The following is a 25,486-nucleotide window of genomic DNA, read 5'->3' as shown; positions in this document are numbered from 1 at the left end:
CGCTATGGGTGATCGGCACGATTATGTCGCCCTGGAATGGGTCAAGGGCGAGATCGCGGAAACCCTGAAACAGGCCCGCCAGGCGCTGGAAGCGTTTGTCGAGAATCCGCAGGACACGACGCGCCTGCGCTTCTGCCTGACGTATGTGCATCAGGTGCACGGCACCCTGCAGATGGTCGAGTTTTTCGGTGCAGCCCTGCTGGCCGAGGAAATGGAGCAGCTTGCCCTGGCGCTGGCCGAAGGACGGGTCAGCAACCAGGCTGAAGCACTTGAAGTGATGATGCAGGCCATCCTGCAGTTGCCCAACTACCTCGATCGTATCCAGACCGCCCGCCGCGACCTGCCGTTGGTGCTGCTGCCGTTGCTGAACGACCTGCGTGCGGCGCGCGGCGAGAAGCTGCTCTCCGAAACCAGCCTGTTCAGCCCTGAACTGGGGGCGGGCCAGGCACAGCTGCCTGCCGAGCAGCTAGCTATGCGGCAAACAGCCGAGCTGCCGCAATTGCTGCGCAAGTTGCGGCAGATGCAGCAGCAGGCGCTGGTGGGGGTGATTCGTAATCAGGAGCTACCGACCAACCTGGGCTATATGGCGCGGGTCTTTGCCCGCCTGGAAAGCCTTAGCCAGGATGCCCCGCTGCAAGAACTCTGGCAGATTGCTTCCGGCCTGATCGAAGGCCTGGCCAACGGCAGCGTCAGCCACGGTGCTTCGGTGCGGACCCTGTTGCGGCAGATCGACAAGGAGCTCAAGCGCCTGGTCGAGCAGGGTGTACCTGGACTCAACCAGCCGGCTCCCGGCGAGCTGGTGAAAAACCTGCTGTTCTATATCGCCAAGTCCACTGCCAGCTCGCCACGCATTGTCGCGCTGAAGAATCGCTACCGTCTTGACGAGGCCTTGCCGGGCAACGACCTGGTTGACGAAGAACGTGCCCGCCTGGCAGGCCCTGACCGTGATGCCATGCGCTCGGTGGTCACCGCACTGTGCGAGGAGCTGGTGCGCGTCAAAGACAGCCTCGACCTGTTCGTGCGCAGTGATCGCAAGAATCTGGCCGACCTCGACGCCCTGTATGCGCCCCTCAAGCAGATTGCCGATACCCTGGCGGTATTGGGTTTTGGCCAGCCGCGCAAAGTCATCGTTGATCAGCTGGATGTGGTTCGCGCGCTGGCCAGCGGCCAGCGTGAGCCGAGCGATGCGCTGCTGATGGATGTGGCCGGCGCCCTGCTGTATGTCGAAGCCACCCTGGCAGGCATGGCTGGCCCGGTGGAAGGCGCACGCGACGAACAGAGCCAACTGCCGACCACCGATGTCGGGCAGATTCATCAGGTGGTGATCAAGGAAGCGCGCAATGGCCTGGAACAGGCCAAGGACGCCATCATCGAGTTCATCGCTTCGCAGTGGAACCATGAACACCTGGCGCGTGCGCCGCAGCTGCTGACCCAGGTACGGGGTGGCTTGGCGATGATTCCCCTGCCGCGTGCCGCTGCTCTGCTGGAGGCCGCACGTGCCTACATCGACGAACAGCTGCTGGCCCGCAAGGCCGTACCCAACTGGCAGCATCTGGATACCCTGGCAGACGCCATCACCAGTGTCGAGTACTACCTGGAGCGCCTGGCCGAAGATCATGCCAGCCAGGGCGATCTGATTCTCGATGTGGCAGAGGAGAGTCTCGATAGTCTCGGTTACCCGATCAAGCCGCAGCGCTCGATCCTCGACTGGGATAGTGCCGAGGTCACGGACACAACCCCGGAACCCCTGGCTGACCCGCTTGACGAAATCGAAGTGCTGGACGCGCAGGCGGACGAGCCCCTGCCCACGCAAGGGTCGACCTGGGCGAGCGAGTTGGAGCAGCCTGACGCGCCATTGGCGAGCCTGCCCGAGCAAGCGGTTGCCGAGCAGCCGGCCGAACCGGCGGAGCACTGGGACGATGCATGGTCGAACACCCCGTCGCATACTGAGCCTGTGCTTGAGCCTCTGGATGCTTGGCAGCAAGACGCGATCGAGCTGCCGACGAGCGCTGTGACACTACTGGCCGAGGAACAGACCGAGCCCTTGACCTGGGATGAGGCCAGCATCGCCGAATTGCAGTTGCCGGAAGTCGAGCTGCCCGCTCTGCCCGAGACACCCGCCGTCGAACCGTCTTGTGCGGCGAGCGAACTGTCGATCGCCGATGTGATGGCTGCGCCGGTTCAGGCGATCAATCCACCGGCCCAGGATGTGCCTCCCAGCCTGCTGCCGCCGCCCGCTGATGAAGAACCGGTGGACGAGGAGTTGCTGGAAGTCTTCATCGAGGAAGCAGCCGAGGTATTGGAGACCATCCATACCTACTTGCCGCAATGGCGTGCCAATACCGATGATCGCGAAGCGCTGACCGAGCTGCGTCGCGCGTTCCACACCCTCAAGGGCAGCGGGCGCATGGTGCGTGCGCTGATCATTGGTGAGCTGTCCTGGGCGATCGAGAACATGCTCAATCGTGTTCTCGACCGCAGCATTCAGGCCGAACCGGCGGTGCAGCAGGTGGTCGCGGATGTGGTGGCCCTGCTCCCGGCGCTGGCCGATGAATTTGCCGCCAAGGCACAACGCCAGCGTGATGATGTCGACCTCCTGGCAGCTACTGCCCATGCGTTGGCGCGTGGCGAAACACCACCGCAGGGGCCTGCGCCGGAGCAGGCTGACGAGCAAGACGCTGTGCTTGTGGGAGGCTTGCCTGAGGTTACCGCTGACAACACGGCGCAGAGCGATACGCAGAGCGCTGCTGAAGCAGAACTGGACCCGTTGCTGCTGGATATTTTCCGCAATGAGGCGCTCACCCATCTGGAAACCCTGGTGGCTTTCCTGGCCGATTGTGCCCAGGAACTGCCGCAGCCGGTTACCGATGACCTGCAGCGCGCCCTGCATACGCTCAAGGGCAGTGCCTTCATGGCCGGCATCCTGCCGATTGCCGAGATTGCCGCCCCGTTGGAGAAGATGGTCAAGGAGTTCAAGGCCAACCTGATTCAGCTGGACATGAGCGAAGCTGAATTGCTGCATGCCGCCGAGCAGCTGATGCAGGCCGGCCTGGAGCAGTTGGACAGTCACCCGCTGGCAGCCCTGCCAGGCAGTGCCGAGTTGCTGGAGCGCATCGCCCGCCTGCACCAGGAGCGCCTGGCTCAGGCCAGCAGTGCCCGCGACGGTGTGGCCAGCGAAGAACAGCGCGATCCGCAGATGATTGCCATCTTCCTCGCCGAGGGCATGGATATCCTGCTGGACGCCGAGGATCTGCTGCGTCGCTGGCGCGAGCATCCCAGCGAGCGTCAGGAACTGGGTGACCTGCAAGCCGAACTGCAAACGCTGGAGCGCGGTGCCGAGCTGGCCGAGTTGACCCCCATCCAGCAACTCAGCCATGCCTTGCTGGAACTGTACGCGGCTGTGGAAGACGGTCGTCTGGCCGTCAGCGAGCGCTTCTTTGCCGAGGCCGAACACGCCCATGAAGCGTTGATCGGCATGATGGATCAGGTGGCGGCCGGCCTGCAGGTGACCGAGCAGCCAGAGGTGCTGGCAGCACTGGCCGACCTGTTGGCCAGCGCGTTTGACCCGGCCACCCTGGCGCAACTGGCCGAGGCCAGCCAGGGCATGCAGGTTGAGGAAGTGCTGGTCGATGCCGAACCGGAGTCAGTCGCCGAGCCTGCGTTTGACGAGGCGCCGCCGGCCGTTGTGACCCCCGCCGAGCAGCCTGCGGTTGCGGCGTATGGTCTGGACGAGCTGGATGCGGAAATGGTCGAGATCTTCCTCGAGGAAGCGGTCGATATTCTCGATAGTGCTGCCGCCGCGTTGGAGCGCTGGCTGGGCGAGCCGAGCAATGCCACCCCGCTGTCAGCCCTGCAGCGTGACCTGCACACCCTCAAGGGTGGTGCGCGTATGGCCGAGATTCGCCCGATTGGCGATCTGGCCCATGAGCTGGAAACGCTTTACGAAGGCTTGGTCGACCGTCGCTACAGCCACTGCGATGCCCTGGCGGATTTGCTGCAACGCTGTCATGACAAGCTGGCCAGCCAGCTGGAGCAGTTGCAGGGCGGCCAGGCGATTGCTCAGGCCGATGATTTACTGGCGGCTATCCAGGCTTATCGTCAGGTCGGTGCTGCGGGCTTGCCCGGCGCGCTGCCTAGCGCCACCCTGAGCGCCGAAGCCGAAGCCGAAGCCGAAGCCGAAGCCGAAGCCGAAGCCGAAGCCGAAGCCGAAGCCGAAGCCGAAGCCGAAGCCGAAGCCGAAGCTTCCCTGCCCCTTGCCGTCGAGGCTCCGGCTGAGGCACTGGAAATGGACCTGGGCGAGCTGCCCTCGGTCGATTTTCAGCTACCCGATCTGCCGGCCGTCGAGCCGGCGCAACCTGCCAGCGAGCCGCTCAACCAGGAGGCTGAGTTCAGCTTGCCGTCGCTCAGCGAAAGCGAGTGGGGTTTGCAGGACGCACTGCCGGAACTGGGCCATGCAGGACTGCAGACAGGCCTGCCAGACGCTGCTGACGTGGCGCCGCTGGGCGATTCAATAGAGATGGATTTGGCTGAGCTGGCGGATGCCGAACTCAGCCTGCCGGATCTGCCGCTGCCTGAAGAAACCGCGCAACCTGCTGCCGAGCTGAGCTTGCCGAACGATGCCAGCATGCCGGCACTGAGCGACAGCGAGTGGGCGATACAGGACAGTCTGCCGCAGCTGGGTGCCGAACAGTTGCTGGACGAGATGGCGCCTGTCGATGCTGAGCCAGAGCCAGAGCCAGAGCCAGAGCCAGAGCCAGAGCCAGAGCCAGAGCCAGAGCCAGAGTCCATGGCGGCGGCAGCAATGGATGAGCAGGATTTCGAGCTGGTGGAAATCTTCCTCGAGGAAGGTTTCGACATCATCGAAAGTGCGGGTGCAGCGTTGCAACGCTGGATGGCCGATACCGATAACAGCCTGGAACTGGAGTCGCTGCAGCGTGACCTGCATACCCTCAAGGGGGGGGCGCGCATGGCGGAAATCAGTGCCATTGGCGACCTGGCTCATGAGCTGGAGTTCCTCTACGAAGGCCTGGGCAATGGCCGGCTGCGTGCCAGCCCGGCGCTGTTCGGCCTGTTGCAGGACTGCCATGACCGCCTGGAGCAGATGCTCGAAGCCCTGCGTGAGCGGCGCGCGCTGCCTGATGGCCAGGCTCTCATCGAACTGATCCAGCGCTTCCGGGCCAATCCCGACGAGCAGCTGAGCATGCCCACGTCGGTGCACCTGCAACCGGCGAGCGAAGAAGAGCCGCTGGTCGAAGCCGATAGCGATATCCTCGACATCTTCCTCGAAGAAGCCGAAGACCTGCTGGAGTCCATCGAGGCCGCGATCGGTCGGATGAGCGGTGGCTCCGAGGATGGCGAGGCACTGGACGATCTGTTGCGGTTGCTGCACACCCTCAAGGGCGGTGCGCGGCTGGCCGGGCAGAAGCGTCTGGGTAATATCAGTCATGATCTGGAGCAGCATCTGACGGAGGCTCGCCGGCAGGGTCAGCCGTGGCCGGAAAGCCTGCAGGTCGACCTGCAATCGGCCTACGAAGGTTTGCAGGGCGAACTGCAACAGTTGCGCGCGCGTCTGGACGAGCAGGGCGAGCCGCCAGTGCCGGTTGCCGAGGTGGCCGCCGAGCCGTTGCGCAGCCAGCTTGCCCAGCCGATTGTCGCCGCTAGCAGTACCGCGCTGGCCCCTAGCCAGACTGCCAAGGTGCTGCCCTTTGTCCAGCAGGCCCGCGAGGCAGCCCAGGAAGCCCTGGCCCGTCGTGCGCCGCAGGAGCTGGTCAAGGTACCCGCGGAGTTGCTCGAAGGCCTGGTCAACCTGGCGGGGGAAACCTCGATTTTCCGTGGCCGCGTCGAGCAGCAGGTGAGCGACTTCAGCTTCACCCTCAGCGAGATGGAAGCGACTATCGAGCGGGTGCGCGACCAGTTGCGCCGCCTCGATACGGAAACCCAGGCGCAGATTCTCAGCCGTATCCAGGCCGAGGCGGAGCGCGTCGGCTACGAAGATTTCGACCCGCTGGAAATGGACCGCCACTCGCAACTGCAACAGCTGTCGCGTGCGCTGTTCGAATCGGCGTCCGACTTGCTCGACCTCAAGGAAACCCTGGCCACCAAGAACCGCGATGCGGAAACCCTGCTGCTGCAACAGGCACGGGTCAATACCGAGCTGCAGGAAGGCCTGATGCGTACCCGCATGGTGCCTTTTGATCGTCTGGTGCCGCGCTTGCGGCGTATTGTCCGGCAGATCGCTGGCGAACTGGGCAAGCAGGTGGAGTTCCATGTCGGCAACGCCGAAGGGGAAATGGACCGTACCGTGCTTGAACGCATCGTTGCGCCGCTGGAACACATGCTGCGTAATGCCGTCGACCACGGTATCGAGTCACAAGCGCAGCGCCAGGCGGCCGGCAAGCCGGCGGTTGGCAGTATTCGCCTGGAGCTGGGGCGTGAAGGCGGGGATATCGTCCTGACCCTGGCCGACGATGGCGCGGGTATCCGTCTGGATGCGGTCCGCCGCAAGGCCATCGAGCGCGGCCTGATGGATGCCGATGCCAGCTTGTCCGATCAGGAGATCCTCCAGTTCATTCTCGAGGCAGGTTTCTCCACGGCCGAGAAAGTCACGCAGATTTCCGGGCGTGGCGTCGGTATGGACGTGGTGCATTCGGAAGTGAAACAGCTGGGCGGCAGCATGAGCATTGCCTCGCAGCTCGGCCAGGGAACTACCTTCACCATCCGACTGCCGTTTACCGTGTCGGTGAACCGTGCGCTGATGGTGCTCTCCGGTGAAGACCTGTATGCCATCCCGCTGAACACCATCGAAGGTATCGTGCGGGTCTCGCCCTATGAGCTGGAGGCCTACTACGCGCCTGATGCGCCGCGCTTCGAATACGCCGGACAGGCTTATGAACTCAAGTACCTGGGCGATCTGCTGGGTAACGGCCAGCAACCCAAGCTGGTCGGGCAAAGCCTGCCGCTGCCGGTGATCCTGGTGCGCTCCAAGGAGCATGCCATGGCTGTACAGGTCGACAGCCTGGCCGGCTCCCGGGAAATTGTGGTGAAGAGCCTTGGCCCGCAATTTGCCGGCGTGCACGGCATTTCCGGGGCGACCATCCTCGGTGATGGTCGCGTGGTGGTGATTCTCGATCTGCTGGCGACCATCCGCGCGCTGCATGCGCACCAGGCCAGCCTGCAGGCCCGCACGCGGCCGCAACTGGCGCCTGTGGCGGAGGTCGAGCAGGCCCGTCCGACGCTGGTCATGGTGGTGGATGACTCGGTAACCGTGCGCAAGGTCACCAGCCGTCTGCTGGAACGTAACGGTATGAACGTGCTGACCGCCAAGGACGGGGTGGATGCCATCACCCAGCTGCAGGAACACAAGCCCGACATCATGCTGCTGGATATCGAAATGCCGCGCATGGACGGTTTCGAAGTGGCGACCCTGGTGCGTCACGACGCACATCTCAAGGACCTGCCGATCATCATGATCACTTCGCGAACCGGCGAGAAGCACCGTGAACGCGCCATGGCGATTGGCGTCAACGAATACCTGGGCAAGCCCTATCAGGAAAGCCAGCTGCTTGAAACCATCCAGCAGCTGATCAAGGACCCGCGCAATGTCTGATAAAACCGCTGCACGGATTGCCGTGCTCGCCGACACCTCGCTGCAACGTCATGTGCTGCAACAGGCACTGACCGGCAACGGTTACCAGGTGGTGCTCAACAGCGACCCCGGGAAGATCGACCAGGACAGCCTGGCGGCCTGTGATACGGACCTGTGGCTGGTCGACCTGGCCCAGTCGGAAGACTCGCCACTGGTCGATGAGCTGCTGGAGAATGCCAGTGCTCCGGTGTTGTTCGGCGAGGGGCACGCTCCCGAGCGGCATTCGGAAAACTACCCGCGTTGGGAGCGCAGCCTGTTCAGCAAGGTCAAACGCCTGGTCGGTGATCCGACTGCGGCAGTTGGCCCCAGCTTGCAGGCCCTGCTTGACGAGGGGCAGCGACCGAGCCGCCTGAACCTTCCCGAAGCGTTGGCCGAAGCCCCCTTGCAGGCTGGCGCGCCGGCGCGCCAGGTATGGCTGCTGGCGGCTTCGCTGGGTGGTCCGGTGGCGGTCAAGGCGTTTCTCGATGCCTTGCCCGGTGGTTTGCCGCTGGCCTTTCTGTATGCCCAGCACATCGATGCGGCCTTCGAAGCCAGTCTGCCCCAGGCGGTTGGCCGGCACAGCCAGTGGAGTGTCAACCCGGTACGCCAGGGCGACCAGCCGCGCTGTGGCGAAGTATTGGTGGTGCCGGTCAGTCACGAACTGGCCTTTGGCGACGAGGGCCAGATGCTGGTCACCGAGCGCGCCTGGCAGGAGCCCTACAGCCCGTCCATCGACCAGATGATGCTTAACCTGGCACAGGCTTATGGCAGCCAGTGCGGCGTCATTGTGTTCAGTGGCATGGGTAGTGACGGCAGCGCAGCCGCTGCCTACGTCAAGCGCCAGGGTGGCGAGATCTGGACCCAGCGTTCGGAGAGCTGTATCTGCCCGAGCATGCCCGACAGCCTGCGTGAGGGTGGTTTCAGCAGTTTCAGCGGCGATCCGCGCGAACTGGCTGCTGCCCTTGTCGATCACCTTGCCGCCCAGTGCGCCTGAGCCGGAAACCACGCCCATGAGCCAAGCCGTAGCTACCCGTGACGAGGCCAGCGAAGTCCTGACCGCGCTGCTGATTCCCCTGGCTGACCGCCAGTTGCTGCTGCCCAACACGGCGGTTGCTGAACTGATTGCCTATCGCTCGCCGATTACCAGTGACGGCATGCCTGACTGGTTTCTTGGGCAGATCGCCTGGCGTGACCTGAGTTTGCCCCTGCTGTCCTTCGAGTTGGCCAGTGGGGGGGCGCAACCGCCGCGAGAGGGCGTGCGGGTTGCCGTGCTGAACGCGATTGGCGGACGGCCGCTGCTCAAGTTCATTGCCTTGCTGGTGCAGGGTATCCCCCATGCACAGAAGGTCTCCAGCGATCTGCCGCGCGCCGACCTGGCCCTGGCACCCCTGGAGCTGGATGCCGTGCAGCTGGGCGAGCAGGTTGCACGCATTCCCGATCTGCTGGCGCTGGAGCAGTTGCTGGCGGATGCCGGACTGATCGAATAAGCCGCGCTGCGCGGGTCGTCCGGCGGCCCGTCGCCCCGGGTAGATGACGGTGAGTCCGCTTCTTTATATCCATGGCCTGAACAGTTCTCCGGCTTCCAGCAAGGCGCGTATCCTGCAAGCGGTCATGCAGCGTATGGGGCTGGCCGGGCAATTGCGTATTCCCGCGCTGCATCATCATCCACGCCAGGCCATCGCCCAGTTGCAGCAGGCCATCGCCGAGCTGGGGCGGCCCTTGCTGGTCGGCAGCTCGCTGGGTGGCTACTATGCAACCTTCCTGGCCCGCCAGCACGACCTGCCGATGCTGCTGATCAATCCGGCGGTGTTGCCACACCGGCGTTTTGCCGGGTATCTGGGCGAGCAGTGCAACCATTACACTGGCGAGCGCTGGTGGCTGGATGAAACGCATGTACAGGCGCTGGCCGAGCTGGAGGTGCCGCCGCCCGAGGCGCCGGCGCGTTGCCAGGTCTGGCTGCAGACGGCCGACGAAACCCTCGACTACCGCGAGGCTGAGCGTTACTACCGTGCCTGCGCGCTGACCATCGAGGCCGGCGGCGAGCACGGTTTTGCCGGCTTTGCCCTGCACGTGCCACGCCTGCTGGCATTTGCCGGCATCGCCGCCGAACACTGGCGGCACCTGGATTTTTCCGCGTTCAACTGACAGACAAGAGAGCCCATGACTGCCTACAACGCCGACGCCATTGAAGTCCTCTCCGGTCTCGACCCGGTGCGCAAGCGCCCAGGCATGTACACCGACACCGCGCGGCCCAACCATCTGGCCCAGGAAGTCATCGACAACAGCGTCGACGAGGCCCTGGCCGGTCACGCCAAGGTCATCCAGGTCATTCTCTACGAAGACAACTCGCTGGAAGTGCTCGACGACGGGCGTGGCATGCCGGTGGATATCCACCCCGAAGAAGGCATTCCCGGTGTCGAGCTGATCCTCACCAAGCTGCATGCTGGCGGCAAGTTCTCCAACAAGAACTACCAATTCTCCGGCGGCCTGCACGGCGTGGGCATTTCGGTGGTCAATGCGCTGTCCAACCAGGTCGAGGTACGCGTCAAGCGCGACGGCAACGAATACCGCATGACCTTCGCCGATGGCTTCAAGGCCAGTGATCTGGAAGTGGTCGGCACGGTGGGCAAGCGCAACACCGGCACCAGCGTGCGCTTCTGGCCCGATGCGCAGTATTTCGATTCGCCGAAGTTTTCCATCAGCCGTCTCAAACATGTGCTCAAGGCCAAGGCGGTGCTTTGCCCCGGCCTGGAGGTCAGCTTCACCGACAAGAACACGGGCGAGACCACCCGCTGGTACTTCGAGGACGGCCTGCGCTCCTACCTGGTGGATGCGGTCAGCGAATGTGCCCGCCTGCCCGAGGAGCCGTTCTGCGGCAGCCTGGCCGGTAGCAAGGAGGCGGTCGACTGGGCGCTGCTGTGGCTGCCGGAAGGTGGTGAGTCGCTGCAGGAAAGCTATGTCAACCTGATTCCCACCGCGCAGGGCGGCACGCACGTCAACGGCCTGCGCCAGGGCCTGCTGGATGCCATGCGCGAGTTCTGCGAGTTTCGCAACCTGTTGCCGCGTGGCGTCAAGCTGGCCCCGGAAGACATCTGGGAGCGCATTGCCTTCGTCCTCTCGATGAAGATGCAGGATGCGCAGTTCTCCGGGCAGACCAAGGAGCGCCTGTCCTCGCGCGAGGCCGCGGCCTTCGTCTCCGGCGTGGTCAAGGACGCCTTCAGTCTGTGGCTCAATGCGCACCCGGAGGTCGGTCAACAGCTGGCCGAGCTGGCCATCAGCAACGCCAACCGCCGCCTCAAGGCGGGCAAGAAGGTCGAGCGCAAGAAGATCACTCAGGGCCCGGCGCTGCCCGGCAAGCTGGCTGACTGCGCCGGGCAGGAGCCGATGCGCGCCGAACTGTTCCTGGTCGAGGGTGACTCCGCCGGTGGTTCGGCCAAGCAGGCCCGCGACAAGGAGTTCCAGGCCATCATGCCGTTGCGCGGCAAGATCCTGAATACCTGGGAAGTGGATGGCAGTGAAGTGCTGGCTTCCCAGGAAGTCCACGATATCGCCGTGGCCATTGGCCTTGATCCGGGCTCCAGCGACCTGTCGCAGCTGCGCTACGGCAAGATCTGCATCCTCGCCGACGCCGACTCGGACGGCCTGCACATTGCCACGCTGCTCTGCGCGCTGTTCGTCCGTCACTTCCGCCCGCTGGTGGAAGCAGGGCATGTCTACGTGGCCATGCCGCCGTTGTACCGCATCGACCTCGGCAAGGAGGTGTTCTACGCCCTGGATGATGCCGAGCGCGATGGCATCCTTGAGCGCCTGCTGGCCGAGAAGCGTCGCGGCAAGCCGCAAGTCACCCGCTTCAAGGGCCTTGGCGAGATGAACCCGCCGCAGCTGCGGGAAACCACCATGGACCCCAATACCCGGCGCCTGGTGCAGCTGACTCTGGATGACTTCGAGGGCACCCGGGAAGTCATGGACATGTTGCTGGCCAAGAAGCGCGCCGGCGATCGCAAGAGCTGGCTGGAGAGCAAAGGCGATCTCGCCGAGGTACTGCTGTGAGGGCTGGCCTGCTCATTGGCAGCCTGCTGCTGGCTGCCAGCACCTGCGCCAGCGCCGCGCCGGAGCGCATTACGCCGCTGGTCTTGCTGGCCGAATACCCGGTGCTCGGCATGCCGTCGGGCAACCTGTCGGGACTGGCGCAGTGTGGTGATGAACTGCTGGCGGTCAGCGACCGCGATGACCGGCATATCTATCGCCTGCAGGTGCATGAGCAGACCCTGCAGGCCGAGGCACTGGCCATTCAGGTGCCGCCCGTACCGCCCAGCGCACTGCCCTGGGGCTTGCTGGCGCGTGCCTGGCTGGCTGGGCCATGGCGTGGTGGCCAGCTGGACTTCGAAGGCATCAGCTGCGATGCCGCCGGCAATCGTTACCTGCTTAGTGAGGCGCGGGCCAGTGTGCTGCGTGTCGATCGCCAGGGCCAGGGCGAGTGGTTGCGTCTGCCGCAGGCGCTGGTACGCCAGGCCCGCGCCAGCGGCATGCTGCTGCAGGCCAACGCCCTGCTCGAAGGCATTGCCGTGGCGGAGGATGGCCAGCGCCTGTGGCTGGCCGCCGAGCGCCAGAGCCGGGGGCTGCTGCTGACTCATTGGCAGGGCGGACGCTGGCGTTGCCTGGGCAACTGTGTCCTGCTCAGCGAGAGCACCCCGGTGCCCGCGCCAGCCGTGTATGGCGAACGCCGCTTGCCGAGCAGCTTCAATGCGCTGAGCCTGCACGGCGAGAAACTGTTTACCCTGGAGTCGCATCACTGGCGCCTCTGCCGGCGGCATGCGCAGCGCGCCGAGGTTGAGCGCTGCTGGTCGTACGGCGAGTTTGCCCTGGACGCATCACGCCGCTATCGGCTGCCCTACGGCATGGCCGAAGCACTGCAGGTGGATGCCGAAGGCGCCTGGATCGGCGTAGACAACGGCGGTCAGCCACGCGGCGATGGTGAGCAGCGGCCGATCGTCTGGCGCGTCGCCGCGCCAGCGCACGGCTGGTTGGCGCCATGACGGCGACGACCCTGCGCTATGCCAACCGGGTGATGCTGATCGTTGCCTGGCTGGCCGCTTTGTTGCTGGCTACGCAGTTCTTCGCCCGCTGGGAGGAGCGCCGCGAGCATCCCAATCGTGAGCCGCTGTCGCGTCAGGGCGAGGGTTTTGTTGAAGTTCAGCTGGCCAGCAGCCGGGGTGGTCATTATCTGTTGGACGGGCAGATCAATGGTCAGCGCGTGACCCTGTTACTGGATACTGGCGCCACCGCCGTGGCGGTGCCTCAGACGCTGGCAGCAACGCTCGGCCTGCAGCCTGGCGCAACGCTCAGCGTGCGCACGGCTAACGGCACGGTCCAGGCCTGGCGTACGCAGATTGACCGGCTGCAGCTGGGCGCCATCGAGTTACGTGACGTTGCCGCGCTGATCACCCCCGCCATGGAGGGCGATCAGGTGCTGTTGGGCATGAGCGCCCTGAAACGTCTGGAATTTACCCAGCGCGACGGCCAGTTGCTGTTGCGCCAAACCACCTTGCCATGAGGCCCGCATGAGCCAAACCCTCGACCTTAGCCTGGACGGCGTAGAGCGCCGTTCGTTGGCCGACTTTACCGAGAAGGCCTACCTCAACTATTCCATGTACGTGATCATGGACCGCGCCCTGCCGCATATCGGCGATGGCCTGAAGCCCGTGCAGCGACGCATCGTCTACGCCATGAGCGAGCTGGGCCTGGACGCCGACGCCAAGCACAAGAAGTCGGCGCGTACCGTCGGTGACGTGCTCGGCAAGTTCCACCCGCACGGCGACATTGCCTGCTACGAGGCCATGGTGCTGATGGCGCAGCCGTTCAGCTACCGCTACACCCTGGTCGACGGCCAGGGCAACTGGGGTGCGCCGGACGATCCCAAGTCCTTCGCCGCCATGCGTTACACCGAGGCGCGCTTGTCGCGTTACTCGGAAGTGCTGCTGGCCGAACTGGGCCAGGGCACGGTGGACTGGGTGCCGAACTTCGACGGCACTCTCGACGAGCCGGCGACCCTGCCGGCGCGGCTGCCCAACCTGTTGCTGAATGGCACCACCGGCATTGCCGTGGGCATGGCCACCGACGTGCCACCGCACAACCTGCGCGAAGTCGCCAGCGCCTGCGTGCGCCTGCTCGATGAACCGGGCGCCACGGTCGAGCAGCTGTGCGAACACATCCTAGGCCCGGACTTCCCCACCGAAGCCGAGGTCATCACGCCCAAGGCCGACCTGCTGAAGATCTACGAAACCGGCCGTGGTTCGGTGCGCATGCGTGCCGTATACCGCGTGGAAGACGGCGATATCGTGGTCACCGCGTTGCCGCACCAGGTCTCCGGAGCCAAGGTGCTGGAGCAGATCGCCGCGCAGATGCAGGCCAAGAAGCTGCCGATGGTCGCCGACCTGCGCGACGAGTCGGACCACGAGAACCCTTGCCGCATCGTGATCATCCCGCGCTCCAACCGGGTGGATGCCGACGAGCTGATGACCCACCTGTTCGCCACCACCGATCTGGAGTCCAGCTACCGGGTCAACAGCAACGTCATCGGCCTGGATGGCAAGCCGCAGGTGAAAGACCTGCGCACCCTGCTCAGCGAATGGCTGGTCTACCGCGTCGGCACCGTACGGCGCCGCCTGCAGTTCCGTCTGGACAAGGTGGAGAAGCGCCTGCACCTGTTGGAAGGCCTGCTGGTGGCCTTCCTCAACCTGGACGAAGTGATCCATATCATCCGCACCGAGGATTCGCCCAAGCCGGTGCTGATGGCGCGCTTCGGCCTGACCGAGGTGCAGGCCGACTACATCCTCGACACCCGCCTGCGTCAGCTGGCGCGGCTGGAAGAGATGAAGATCCGTGGCGAGCAGGACGAGCTGGCCAAGGAGCGCGACAAGCTGCTGGCCCTGCTCGGCAGCGAAGCCAAGCTGAAAAAGCTGGTGCGCCAGGAGATCCTCGACGATGCCGAGAAGTACGGCGATGCCCGCCGCTCGCCGATCGTCGCCCGCGCCGAAGCCCGTGCCCTGTCGGAAACCGAGCTGATGCCGACCGAACCGGTCACCGTGGTGCTCTCGGAAAAAGGCTGGGTACGCTGCGCCAAGGGCCACGATATCGACGCCACCGGCCTGTCCTACAAGGCCGGCGACGGCTTCAAGGCCGCCGCGCCCGGCCGCTCGAATCAGTACGCGGTGTTTATCGACTCCACCGGGCGCAGCTACTCGCTGGCTGCGCATTCGTTGCCATCGGCGCGTGGCCAGGGTGAGCCGCTCACCGGCCGTCTGCAACCGCCGCCCGGCGCGACCTTCGAGTGCCTGCTGCTGCCCGATGACAATGCCCTGTATGTGATTGCTTCGGACGCGGGCTACGGCTTCCTGGTCAAGGGCGAAGACCTGCAGGCCAAGAACAAGTCGGGCAAGGCCCTGCTCAGCCTGCCGGAAGGCGCGCGGGTGATGGCGCCACGTTTGGCCGGCAGCCGTGACAGCGACTGGCTGGCGGCGGTGACCAGCGAGGGCCGCCTGCTGGTGTTCAAGGTCGCCGACCTGCCGCAGCTGGCCAAGGGCAAGGGCAACAAGATCATCGGTATTCCCGGCGAGCGGGTGGCCAGCCGCGAGGAGTACCTGACCGACCTGGCCGTGCTCGGCGAGGGCTGTGCCCTGGTCCTGCAGGCCGGCAAGCGTACCCTGACCCTCAAGCCGGATGACCTGGAACACTACAAGGGCGAGCGTGGCCGGCGTGGTAACAAGCTGCCGCGTGGCTTCCAGCGCGTCGATGGCTTGCTGGTCGAGGCATTGGGCTAAGTGATGGCCGGCCCTGGCGAACCCGCCGAGCTGCGCTGGCAGGCGGCCGCAGATGGCCAGTTGCTGCTCTGCCTGAGCGGTGCCTGGACCCTGCAGCAGGCCAAGCCGGACTTGCCGGCGCTCTGGCAGAGCCGCCCACGCGGGCAGGCCGAGTTACAGCTGGCGGTACAGCCTTCGGCCTGGGACAGTAGCCTGCTGGCTGCCTTGCGGCGTTTGCAGCGGCTGGCCGAGGCTGATGGTTTGCGCGTGCATTGGCTAACCCTCCCGGAGGGGGTGGAGCGCCTGCTGCAGATGGCCGCCACGCCTTCGGTGCAGGCCCATGCCAAGGCGCCGCCGCGTTACGGCTGGGTGGCTCGTCTAGGCTTGTTGCAGCTGGGGCTGCTGGGCAGCCTGCGTCAGGCCTGCCAGTTCGTCGGCGAGGTGGTGCTGGCGCTCGGTCGCCTGGCCAGCGGGCGGGCGCGTATGCGCAGCGGCGACTTCTGGCTGGCCTTGCAGCAGTGTGGGCCGGGTGCCCTGCCGATTGTCGCGCTGATCGCCAGCCTGGTCGGGTTGATCCTCGCCTTCGTCGGTGCCGCCCAGCTGGAGGCCTTCGGTGCCCAGCTGTATATCGCCAACATGGTGGCCATCGGCATGACCCGCGAGATGGGCGCGCTGATGACCGCGGTGATCATGGCCGGGCGCACCGGCGCAGCCTATGCCGCCGAGCTGGGCAGCATGCAGGCCAACGAGGAAGTGGATGCACTGAAGACCTTCGGCTTTCCACCGCTGGAGTTTCTCGTTCTGCCACGCCTGCTGGCGCTGCTGGTGGCCATGCCGGTGCTCTGCGTGTTCGCCGATGTGCTGGGTATCTTTGGTGGCTTTGTCATCGGTGCCGGGCTGTTCGATATTTCCGCGCCGCTGTACCTGGCGCAAAGCCTGGAAATGCTCAGCCTGACCGACTTTCTCATCGGTATCTTCAAGAGCCTGGTGTTTGCCGTGCTGATCGGCCTGATCGGCTGTCACTACGGCCTGGCCAGCGGGCGTAACGCCCAGGCGGTCGGTCAGGCGACCACCCGTGCGGTGGTCAGTATCATCGTGGCCCTGGTGGTCAGCGACGCGCTGATCACCCTGATCTGTACACGGCTGGGCATCTGATGAATACCCCGGTATTGCGCGCTGAACAGCTGAGTGCCGGCTATGGCAGCCTGGTTATCCAGCGCGATCTGAATTTCAGCATTGCCGCCGGTGAGGTGTTCGTCATCATGGGTGGCAGCGGATGTGGCAAGAGTACCCTGTTGCGCCACCTGATCGGCCTGCAGGCACCGCTGGCCGGGCGCGTGCTGTTCCGCGGCGAAGACTTCTGGGCGCGCAGCGCGGATAGTCGTGCGGCCCTGCAGCAGCACTTCGGCGTGCTTTACCAGAACGGTGCCTTGTGGGGAGCGATGACCCTGCAGGAGAACATCGACCTACCGCTGGCCACCTATCGTCCGCAGCTGTGTGCCGCCGAACGGCGTGAGCTGGCGGAAATCAAGCTGGCCCTGGTCGGTCTGGCCGGGTGTGCCGAACTGTATCCGGCCGAGCTGTCCGGTGGCATGCGCAAGCGTGCCGCACTGGCCCGTGCGCTGGCGCTGGACCCGCAGGTGCTGTTCTTCGACGAGCCCTCGGCGGGGCTCGATCCGCTCAGCTCGCAGGCGCTCGACGAGCTGATCCTGCAGCTGCGCGACAGCCTGGGTTCGAGCATCGTGCTGGTCACCCATGAGCTGCCGAGCATCTACCGGGTGGCCGACACCTGCCTGTTCCTCGATAATCAGACCCGTACGCAGATCGCCCTGGGCCCGTTGCAACAGCTGCTCGACGAAGGGCCCGAGGTGGTCCAGCGATTTCTCCGCCGTGGCGACACGGCGCACGGCATGGAGCGCAGATGAGCGAAGCCCGCAAACCTTTCCTGATCGGAGCCTTCCTGCTGGCCGGCCTGGCGCTGCTGGCGGCAGGCGTGCTGCTGCTGTCGCGGGACAGCTGGTTCAGCCAGCCCAGCGAGTACGTGGTGTACTTCACCGGCGCGCTGGACGGCCTGGATGTCGGCGCCGACGTCACCTACCGCGGCGTCAAGGTCGGCACGGTGCGGGAGATCCGCCTGTCCTATGACCGCGAGCTGCAGGATGTGGTGATGCCGGTGATCGTGCGTATCAACAACCCCGGCGACAGCTCCGGGCGGGGGCGTGGCTTCGAGCGGGTGCTGGGCCAGTTGATCGAGCGCGGCCTGCGTGCCCAGTTGCAGACCCCCAGTCTGCTCACTGGCAAGGCCATCGTGGCACTGGACATGTTTCCCGGGCAGCAGGGCTATGTTCACACACACACCGAGCTGAACGACTTGCCGGTGATTCCCAGCGTGCCCTCGCGCATCGACCAGGCCGCCGACGTGCTGCGCGAACTGGTGGCCAGCCTGCGCGAGCTGCCGCTGCAGGCGATGATCGACTCGGCCAATCGCACCCTGAGCAGTATCGAAAAACTCACCAGTTCGCCGGATCTGCAGCAGGGCCTGGGCAACCTGAACAGCCTGCTGGCGCGTCTTGACCGGCTGAGTGCCAACCTGGAGCGCCAGTTGCCGCCGTTGCTGGACAGTGCGCAGAGCGGCAGCCACGACCTGGGTGCGGCGGTCGCCGACATTCGCCGGGCTGCCGAGCAGGCCGCCCAGGCCCTGCAGGAGGTCAATGCGCTGGCCAGCGACAGCCGGCGCAGCCTCGGCCCGCAGTCGGAGGTGCAATATGAAATGTTGCGCGCCCTGCAGGAGCTCAGCCAGGCCGGCAAGGCCCTGCAACGTACGGCGGAGGGGCTGGACCAGCAGCCGCAATCGCTGATCTTTGGCAAACAACGGTAACCGTTCATGACTGTCTTGCGTTATTCCCTGTGGCTGCTGCTGCTTGCCCTGCATGGCTGTGCGCTGCAACCCCCCGCCCAGTTCTACCAGTTGCAGGATGGCGCGCCGCCGCTGCCGGCGGCTGACCAGGGGCCGGCGTTGTTGCTGGGGCCATTGCAGCTGGCCGACTATCTGCAGCGCGAGAACCTGGTGCAGCGCCAGGCCGACGACAGCCTCAGCCTGAGTCAGGAGGCCCGCTGGGCGGGCAGCCTGCAGGATGATGTCGGCCAGTTGCTGCTGCGCCAGCTGGCCAGCCGCCTGCAAACCAGCCGCATTGCCCTGTATCCGGATCGGGTGGGTTTCGATAACCAGTTGCAGGCGGTGCTGAGCATCAGCCGCCTGGACTCCGGTGCCAGCCAGCCGGCTCGCCTGCAGGCGCAGTGGCGCCTGCTGGATGGCCAGGGGCAGTTGCGTGGCAGCCGGCTGCTCAGCCTGCAGGCCGAGCACGATGGCACGCCGCGCGACCAGGTGCGTGCGCAGAGCGAGCTGCTGCAACAGCTGGCCGCCGAGCTGGCCGCAGCGATCCGTGCTTTGCCGCCGAGCACGCCGCCGCCGCGGCCCGGCAAGCGAGCGCCTGCGGCCAAGGCGGGTAGCGGCAGCGCCCCTGCGCCGCTGCCGCCGGTGTTGCAGGCGCCGGGGCGGATCAGCTTCTGACGTCGATCACCAGCTTGCCCACGGCACGGCGCTCGGCCAGGGCATCGATGGCCTGGCCGGCCTCGGCCAGGCTGTAGCGCTGGGATACCAGCGGCTTGAGCTTGCCTTCGGCATACCAGGCGAACAGTTGCTGGAAGTTGGCAACGTTGTCCTGCACCTGGCGCTGGGCGAACGCACCCCAGAACACCCCGACCAGCGACGCGCCCTTGAGCAGCGGCAGGTTGGCCGGCAGGGCGGGAATCTCCCCGCTGGCAAAACCGATCACCAGCAGACGGCCATTCCAGGCGATGCAGCGGAAGGCCTCCTCGAACAGCGGGCCGCCCACCGGGTCATAGATCACGTCGACGCCCTTGCCGCCGGTCAGTTTCTTCAGCTCGTCCTTGAGGCTTTGCTCGCGGTAGTTGATCAACTGGTCGGCGCCGGCCTGGCGGGCCACCTCCAGCTTCTCGGCACTGCTTGCTGCGGCAATCACCGTGGCGCCCATGGCCTTGCCGATTTCCACGGCGGCCAGGCCCACCCCGCCGGACGCCCCCAGTACCAGCAGGGTTTCGCCCGGCTGCAGGTTACCGCGCTGCTTGAGGGCATGCATGGAGGTGCCGTAGGTCATGCCGAACGCCGCCGCACTGGCGAAGTCCATGCCGTCGGGCATCGGTAGCAGATTGTAGGCGGGCACGCAGACCTGCTCGGCAAAGCTGCCCCAGCCAGTGAGGGCCATGACTCGCTGGCCGACCCGGTACTGGCTGACCTTGTCGCCGACCGCGCTGATCACCCCGGCCGCTTCACCGCCCGGAGCAAAGGGGAAGGGCGGCTTGAACTGGTACTTGCCCTGGATGATCAGGCTGTCGGGGAAGTTCACCCCGGCGGCGTGGACATCGAGCAGCACCTCGTTGGCCTTGGGCGTGGGGCTGGGGATGTCTTCCAGCTGCAGGCTGGAGGCGGGGCCGAAGGCCTTGCACAGCAGTGCTTTCATCGCGGTATTCCTTAACGGGGATGGCTGCCTCAGTGTAGGGGGCGTTGGGGGGCGGTCAATCAGCATGCCGTCAGCTGATGGCGGGGCATAAGCGTTGGGCTTGGGTGTGCGTCGGGCAACGGCTATGCTTGGGCGCATTGCCCTTGGAGGAATTGCCGTGAAGATCACCCGTAGTCTGTTGCTGGCCCTGTTGCTGCCCTTTGCCCTGTTCGCGCAGGCCGAGGAGGAGAAGGAAGGTGAGGCGGCCAAGCCCGCCGCCGCCTATGTCACGCTGTTCCCCGCGCTGGTTGGCAACTTTGGTCCGGGGCCGCGCCTGCAGTACTACAAGGCCGATATCGCCCTGCGCGTCAGCGGTAGCGAGGCAGAGACCAAGGTGGCCTATCATGAGCCGTTGATCCGCAATCAGCTGATCGAGCTGTTCTCCCAGCAGACCCAGGAGTCGCTGGCCACCCTGGAGGCCAAGGAAGCGCTGCGCCAGGAGGCCTTGCGCCTGACCCGCCAGGTCTTGGAGCAGGAAGAGGGACAGCCGCTGGTCGAGGACCTGTTGTTCAACAACCTGATCGTCCAGCCCTGAAACCCGGCGCGGCGGGCCTCAGGCCATCTGCGCCAGGGTTTTGCGAAAGCGCAGCAGCGCGGCGAGGAAGAACAGGCTGCCGATGACGATGATCGCCAGCAATTGCGGCCAGACGATCGACAGCCCGGCGCCCCGGTAGAGAATGGCCTGGGCCAGGCTGACGAAGTGCGTGGTAGGGGCCGCCAGCATGAGCTGCTGGACCAGTTCGGGCATGCTCTCGCGTGGCGTGGTGCCGCCGGAAAGAATCTGCAGCGGGATCAGCACAAGGATGATCAGCAGGCCCAGTTGCGGCATCGAGCGCGCCACGGTGCCGAAGAAAATACCCATCGAGGTCGTGGCGAACAGGTGCAGCGCGGTAGCGCCGAGGAACAGCAGTAGCGAGCCGTGAATCGGCACCTGCAGCCAACCCTGCACCACCAGCAGTAATGACAGCGCGGTGGCCAGCAATACCACCAGGCCCATCGACCAGACCTTGGCCAGCATGATTTCCAGCGGCGTCACCGGCATCACCAGCAGGTGTTCCACGGTGCCGTGCTCGCGCTCGCGGATCAGCGCCGCCCCGGTGAGGATGATCGACAGCATGGTGATCTGGTTGATCACTTCCATCACCGAGCCGAACCAGGCCCGGGTCAGGTTGGGGTTGAAGGACACCTTGACCTGCAGTTCGGCGGCCTGCGCCGGTGTGCCCCGGTAGTGCTGGAGGAATTCACTGACTTCCGCCAGGCCGATGCTCTGGATATAGCCGGCGCCGGTGAAGGCCTGGCTGACCTGGGTGGCATCGACATTCAACTGCACCGCCGGCCGTCGCCCGGCCAGCACATCACGCTGGAAGTTGGCCGGAATATTCAGGGTGAAGGTATAGCGCCCGCCATCCATGCCGCGATCCATCTCGGCCAGGTCGATACGCTGCGGGGTGCGGAAGTACGGCTCCTGGAAGGCATCGACCAGGCGTTGCGAGAGCGCTGAGCGGTCCTCGTCGACCACCGCGATGCTCGCGTGGTGCAGGCTTTCCGGCATGCTGCTGGCCGCGGTGTAGACACCGAGGCTGAAGGCCCAGAGGATCAGCAGCAACAGGGCATAGTCGCGCTGCAGGCTGCGCAGTTCCTTGAGGCCGAGCTGGAAGATGTTGGACAGCATCAGACCTCCTGTTTTTTCAGCAGTCGGGCGCTGAGCAGGGTCAGTAGCGGGATGGTCAGCAACAGGGCCAGGAACTGTGGGTACAGGTCACTCAGTTGCAAGGCCTTGGAGAAGGTGCCACGGCTGATCACCAGGAAGTGCGAGGTCGGATACAGGTGGCCGATCAGCGCGCCAAAGCCCTCCAGTGACGACACCGGGTAGATCAGTCCGGCGAACTGGATGGCCGGGACCAGTGTGGCGATGGCGGTGCCGAACACCGCAGCGATCTGGCTGCGCGTGAAGGTCGACATGAGCAGGCCCAGGCCGGTGGCGCAGAAGATGTACAACAGGCCACCGAGCAGCAGGGTAGCCGGGCTGCCCTTGAGGGGGACGTCGAACACGCCGACCGCCAGCAGCACCAGCAGCAGGAAACTGAGCATGCCCAGCGCGACATAAGGCAGCTGTTTGCCAAGGAGAAATTCCAGGCGGGTAACCGGGGTGACGTAGAGGTTGATGATCGAGCCCAGCTCCTTTTCGCGCACTACGCCCAGCGCGGTGAGCATGGCCGGGATGAGCATCAGCAGCAGTGGGATGACCGCTGGCACCATGGCCTTGAGGCTTTCCACGTCGGGGTTGTAGCGGTAGCGCACCTCCAGGTTCACCGGCAGCGCTGCGCTGGCCTGGCTGGACTGGCGGGCCAGTTCCTGCAGGTAGCTCTGGTGCATGCCCTGCACATAGCCCTTGATGGTTTCTGCCCGGGTCGGCATGGCGCCGTCGATCCACATGGCGACCTGTGGGCTGGCGCCGCGCTTCAGGTCACGGGCGAAGTTGGGCGGGATTTCCACGGCCAGGCTGATTTCGCCGCTGCGCATGCGTCGTTCCAGCTCGGCATAGTCGTGCAGGGGCGGGCGCTCGATGAAATAGCGTGAACCCACCAGGTTGAGCAGATACTGCTGGCTGCTGCCGCTCTGGTCGCGGTCGAGCACGGCGAAGGACAGGTCTTCGACATCCAGGCTGATGCCGTAGCCGATGATGAATAGCAGCAGCACGGTACCGAACAGCGCCATGCTGCCGCGCAGTAGGTCGCGGCGCAGCTCCAGAGCCTCGCGCCAGGCATAGCTGAACAGGCGCAACAGGCTGAAGCGCGGGCTGGCCGCCGACGGACGTGGACTGGCCGGCGTGGCCGGGCTGTCGGTTGGCGCGGGCGGACTGCCCACGGCTTCCTGCAGATAGGCGACGAAGGTGGCTTCCAGGCTGGGCAGACCGCGCTTGGCCATCAGGCCGGCCGGGGTGTCGCTGTCGAGCACCTTGCCGGCATGCATCAGCGAGATGCGGTCACAGCGCTGGGCTTCGTTCATGAAGTGGGTGGAGATGAAGATGGTCACCCCGTCGCGGCGCGACAGGTCGATCATCAGCTGCCAGAAGCCGTCGCGGGCCACCGGGTCAACCCCCGAGGTGGGTTCGTCGAGGATGAGAATTTCCGGCTGGTGGATCACCGCCACGGCCAGTGACAGGCGCTGGCGCAAGCCAAGCGGCAGGCTGTCCGGCAGGCTGTCGAGTACCTCGACGAGGTCGAAGCGCTCGACCATCTCGGCGACGCGCCCGGCAATCTGTGCCGCGGGCAGATGGAACAGCCGGGCATGCAGCTCCAGGTTCTGACGCACGCTCAGTTCGCTATACAGCGAGAAGGCCTGGGACATGTAGCCGACCCGCCGACGAGTCGCCATGTCGTGCGGGTCGATGGCCTGGCCGAACAGGAAGGCTTCGCCGGAGCTGGCCGGCAGCAGCCCGGTGAGCATCTTCATGGTGGTCGATTTGCCGCAGCCGTTGGAGCCGAGGAAACCGAAGATTTCCCCGCGCTCGATGCGGAAATTGACCCGGTCGACGGCCACGAAGTCGCCAAAGCGGCAGGTCAGTTCGCGTGCCTCGATGGCGATCTGCGCGGCTGCATCGTGCTGGGTTCGCGGCGGGATGTGCAGGGCCTGGTGATTGCGCCGCCGTGCTTCCGGGAGCAGGGCGATGAAGGCCTCTTCCAGGGTGGCGCAGGCGGTGCGCTGGCGCAGTTCGGCGGGGCTGCCGGCGGCCAGCAACTGACCGTCGTTGATCGCCAGCAGGTGGTCGAAGCGTTCGGCTTCCTCCATGTAGGCGGTGGCCACCAGCACGCTCATGTGCGGGCGCTGCTGACGGATGCGTGCGATCAGCTCCCAGAACTGGTTGCGTGACAGCGGGTCGACGCCGGTGGTCGGTTCATCGAGGATCAGCAGGTCGGGATCGTGGATCAGCGCGCAGCACAGTCCGAGCTTCTGTTTCATGCCGCCGGACAGCTGTCCGGCCGGGCGTTCGCGAAAGGCTGCCATGCCGGTGCTGCGCAGCAGTTCATCGATGCGCGCCTCGCGTTCGGCGCGGTCCTGGCCGAACAGCCGGCCAAAGAAGTCCAGGTTCTCGAACACCGACAGCGTCGGGTAGAGATTCTTGCCCAAGCCCTGCGGCATGTAGGCGATATGCGGGCAGACCTGGCGGCGGTGGCGACTGCTGGCCATGTCGCCGCCCAGCACGTCGACCTGGCCCTGCTGGATTTGCCGGGCGCCGGCGATCAGCGCTAGTAGGCTGGACTTGCCGACGCCATCTGGGCCGATCATGCCGACCATCTGCCGGGCGGGGATCTCCAGGCTGACCTGGTCCACCGCCAGCTTGTCGGCATAGCGCAGACTGACCTGTTGCAGCCTGGCGACCACCTCCGCGCTGTTCATTCAGGCACGCGCAGGGCCAGTTCGTCCGGCCACTGCAGGCTCTCGTCCAGGCGCAGGTAGGCCATGCCGGGAACCCCGGTCTTGACCTGCTGCAGGTGCTTTTGCAGGAGCGCCGGGTCGAGGCGCGCCTTGACCCGGAACATCAGTTTCTCCCGCTCGTTGGCGGTTTCCACGGTCTTCGGTGTGAATTGCGCGACGCTGGCCACGTAGCTGACGCGGGCAGGAATCACATACTGCGGCGCTGCATCTATCACCAGGCGTACCTCCTGGCCGAGGGCCACGCGTCCGGCGACGCGCTCCGGGAGGAAAAAGGTCATGTAGACATCACCCAGGTCGACCAGGTTGAGTACCCGGCCGCCCGCCCCGAGTACCTCGCCAGGTTGGGCCAGGCGGTACTGGATGCGGCCGGCGCGCGGTGCCTTGAGCTGGCTGTCGTCGAGGTCCGCCTGCAGGCGTGCCACGCTGGCGCGCGCGGCTTCGATGGCCGACTCGGCTTCGATGACCTGCGAGCGTGCCGCGCTGATGCCGGCTTCGGCGGAGAGCACCTGGGCGCGTGCCGCGGCCAGGGCGGCCTCGGCACTCTGCCGACGGGCCAGGTCGTCATCCAGTTGTTGCTGGGCCAGGGCATTGCGTGCGACCAGCGCGGCGCTGCGCACATGGCGCTTGCGTGCGGCGTCCAGTTCGGCCTGGCGCTGGCGGACGATGGCGGCGGCGGTCACGGCCTCGCTTTCGCGCAGGCTGACCTGCGCCTCGGCAGTGCGCCGGCTGTTCTCGGCCTGGCGCACCTGGGCTTCGGCCTGGGCCAGTTGTGCCTGCAGTACCTGGGTATCCATGCTGGCCAGCACATCGCCGGCGCTGACGAAGTCACCTTCCTCGACGGCAATGCTGGCGATGCGTCCGCCCAGCTTGCTGGCGATATCCACTTCGGTGGCTTCGATACGCCCGTTGCCGCTGGCAAAGCCTTCGCCGAGCCCCTGCGGGCGCAGTTCATACCAGGCCAGCGCCACGGCCGCACACACAGCGGCGCCTATGGCCAGACGGCTTATCCAGGGAGTACCGCTACGCGTGTTCATCCATTTGCC

At 65.5% G+C, this 25,486-nt stretch carries 17 protein-coding genes; 13 read left to right on the top strand and 4 right to left on the bottom strand.

Annotation, left to right across the window (positions count from 1 at the left end):
* Nucleotides 1-4: 4 nt before the first annotated feature.
* Genes CW360_RS09805 through CW360_RS09750 form a run of 12 tightly spaced genes read left to right on the top strand, consistent with a single transcriptional unit; the run spans nt 5 to nt 18,994 of the window.
* Nucleotides 5-7,606, top strand: a complete 7,602-nt coding sequence (locus CW360_RS09805) for an Hpt domain-containing protein (RefSeq protein WP_101193569.1) — start codon at nt 5-7, stop codon at nt 7,604-7,606.
* On the top strand, nt 7,599-8,618 hold the full coding sequence (locus tag CW360_RS09800) for a chemotaxis protein CheB (RefSeq protein ID WP_093984823.1): 1,020 nt from the start codon (nt 7,599-7,601) through the stop codon (nt 8,616-8,618). Before CW360_RS09805 ends, CW360_RS09800 begins: the two co-directional genes overlap by 8 nt.
* Before the next feature lie 16 nt (nt 8,619-8,634).
* Entirely contained in the window at nt 8,635-9,111 is a 477-nt protein-coding gene (locus tag CW360_RS09795; protein ID WP_101193568.1) for a chemotaxis protein CheW, read from the top strand.
* Nucleotides 9,112-9,154: 43 nt separating this feature from the next.
* A complete protein-coding gene (locus CW360_RS09790) occupies nt 9,155-9,769 on the top strand; it encodes a YqiA/YcfP family alpha/beta fold hydrolase (RefSeq protein WP_101193567.1) in 615 nt (204 codons plus the stop codon).
* 15 nt (nt 9,770-9,784) lie between these two features.
* A complete protein-coding gene (gene parE / locus CW360_RS09785) occupies nt 9,785-11,674 on the top strand; it encodes a DNA topoisomerase IV subunit B (RefSeq protein ID WP_101193566.1) in 1,890 nt (629 codons plus the stop codon).
* Nucleotides 11,671-12,660 (top strand): esterase-like activity of phytase family protein, encoded by a 990-nt coding sequence (locus CW360_RS09780; protein WP_101193565.1) that lies wholly within the window; start codon nt 11,671-11,673, stop codon nt 12,658-12,660. Before parE ends, CW360_RS09780 begins: the two co-directional genes overlap by 4 nt.
* Nucleotides 12,657-13,178, top strand: coding sequence for a retropepsin-like aspartic protease family protein (locus CW360_RS09775; protein WP_229727134.1), 522 nt, complete (start codon nt 12,657-12,659; stop codon nt 13,176-13,178). The genes CW360_RS09780 and CW360_RS09775 overlap by 4 nt, the downstream gene beginning before the upstream one ends.
* 7 nt (nt 13,179-13,185) lie before the next feature.
* Nucleotides 13,186-15,444, top strand: a complete 2,259-nt coding sequence (parC, locus tag CW360_RS09770) for a DNA topoisomerase IV subunit A (protein ID WP_101193564.1) — start codon at nt 13,186-13,188, stop codon at nt 15,442-15,444.
* Nucleotides 15,445-15,447: 3 nt separating this feature from the next.
* On the top strand, nt 15,448-16,578 hold the full coding sequence (locus CW360_RS09765; protein WP_245874707.1) for an ABC transporter permease: 1,131 nt from the start codon (nt 15,448-15,450) through the stop codon (nt 16,576-16,578).
* Nucleotides 16,578-17,348: an ABC transporter ATP-binding protein gene (locus CW360_RS09760; protein ID WP_101193562.1), complete on the top strand. Its 771-nt coding sequence runs from the start codon at nt 16,578-16,580 to the stop codon at nt 17,346-17,348. The genes CW360_RS09765 and CW360_RS09760 overlap by 1 nt, the downstream gene beginning before the upstream one ends.
* Nucleotides 17,345-18,301: an MlaD family protein gene (locus CW360_RS09755; RefSeq protein WP_101193561.1), complete on the top strand. Its 957-nt coding sequence runs from the start codon at nt 17,345-17,347 to the stop codon at nt 18,299-18,301. Before CW360_RS09760 ends, CW360_RS09755 begins: the two co-directional genes overlap by 4 nt.
* 6 nt (nt 18,302-18,307) lie before the next feature.
* Complete coding sequence (locus CW360_RS09750; protein WP_101193560.1) at nt 18,308-18,994, top strand: PqiC family protein; 687 nt, start codon at nt 18,308-18,310, stop codon at nt 18,992-18,994.
* On the opposite strand, the gene CW360_RS09745 is transcribed toward CW360_RS09750, so the two are convergent.
* A complete protein-coding gene (locus CW360_RS09745) occupies nt 18,984-19,964 on the bottom strand; it encodes an NADPH:quinone oxidoreductase family protein (protein ID WP_101193559.1) in 981 nt (326 codons plus the stop codon). The two genes, CW360_RS09750 and CW360_RS09745, sit on opposite strands and share 11 nt — an antisense overlap.
* Before the next feature lie 124 nt (nt 19,965-20,088).
* On the opposite strand from CW360_RS09745, the gene CW360_RS09740 reads away from it, so the two are divergent.
* Nucleotides 20,089-20,538 (top strand): flagellar basal body-associated FliL family protein, encoded by a 450-nt coding sequence (locus CW360_RS09740; protein ID WP_093984834.1) that lies wholly within the window; start codon nt 20,089-20,091, stop codon nt 20,536-20,538.
* Nucleotides 20,539-20,556: 18 nt separating this feature from the next.
* Here the strand turns inward: CW360_RS09740 and CW360_RS09735 are convergent, their stop codons facing one another.
* From CW360_RS09735 to CW360_RS09725, 3 genes are read right to left on the bottom strand one after another with little or no spacing between them, the layout of a single operon-like run.
* Nucleotides 20,557-21,675, bottom strand: coding sequence for an ABC transporter permease (locus tag CW360_RS09735; protein WP_093984835.1), 1,119 nt, complete (start codon nt 21,673-21,675; stop codon nt 20,557-20,559).
* Complete coding sequence (gene rbbA / locus CW360_RS09730) at nt 21,675-24,404, bottom strand: ribosome-associated ATPase/putative transporter RbbA (protein WP_101193558.1); 2,730 nt, start codon at nt 24,402-24,404, stop codon at nt 21,675-21,677. Before rbbA ends, CW360_RS09735 begins: the two co-directional genes overlap by 1 nt.
* Nucleotides 24,401-25,477 (bottom strand): HlyD family secretion protein, encoded by a 1,077-nt coding sequence (locus tag CW360_RS09725; protein ID WP_101193557.1) that lies wholly within the window; start codon nt 25,475-25,477, stop codon nt 24,401-24,403. The genes rbbA and CW360_RS09725 overlap by 4 nt, the downstream gene beginning before the upstream one ends.
* Nucleotides 25,478-25,486 lie beyond the last annotated feature (9 nt).

The sequence above is a fragment of the Pseudomonas fluvialis genome (assembly GCF_002835605.1).
Taxonomy (GTDB): domain Bacteria; phylum Pseudomonadota; class Gammaproteobacteria; order Pseudomonadales; family Pseudomonadaceae; genus Aquipseudomonas; species Aquipseudomonas fluvialis.
The sequence above is the reverse complement of the archived record's forward strand: the minus strand, read 5'-3'. Positions and strand labels throughout refer to the sequence as shown.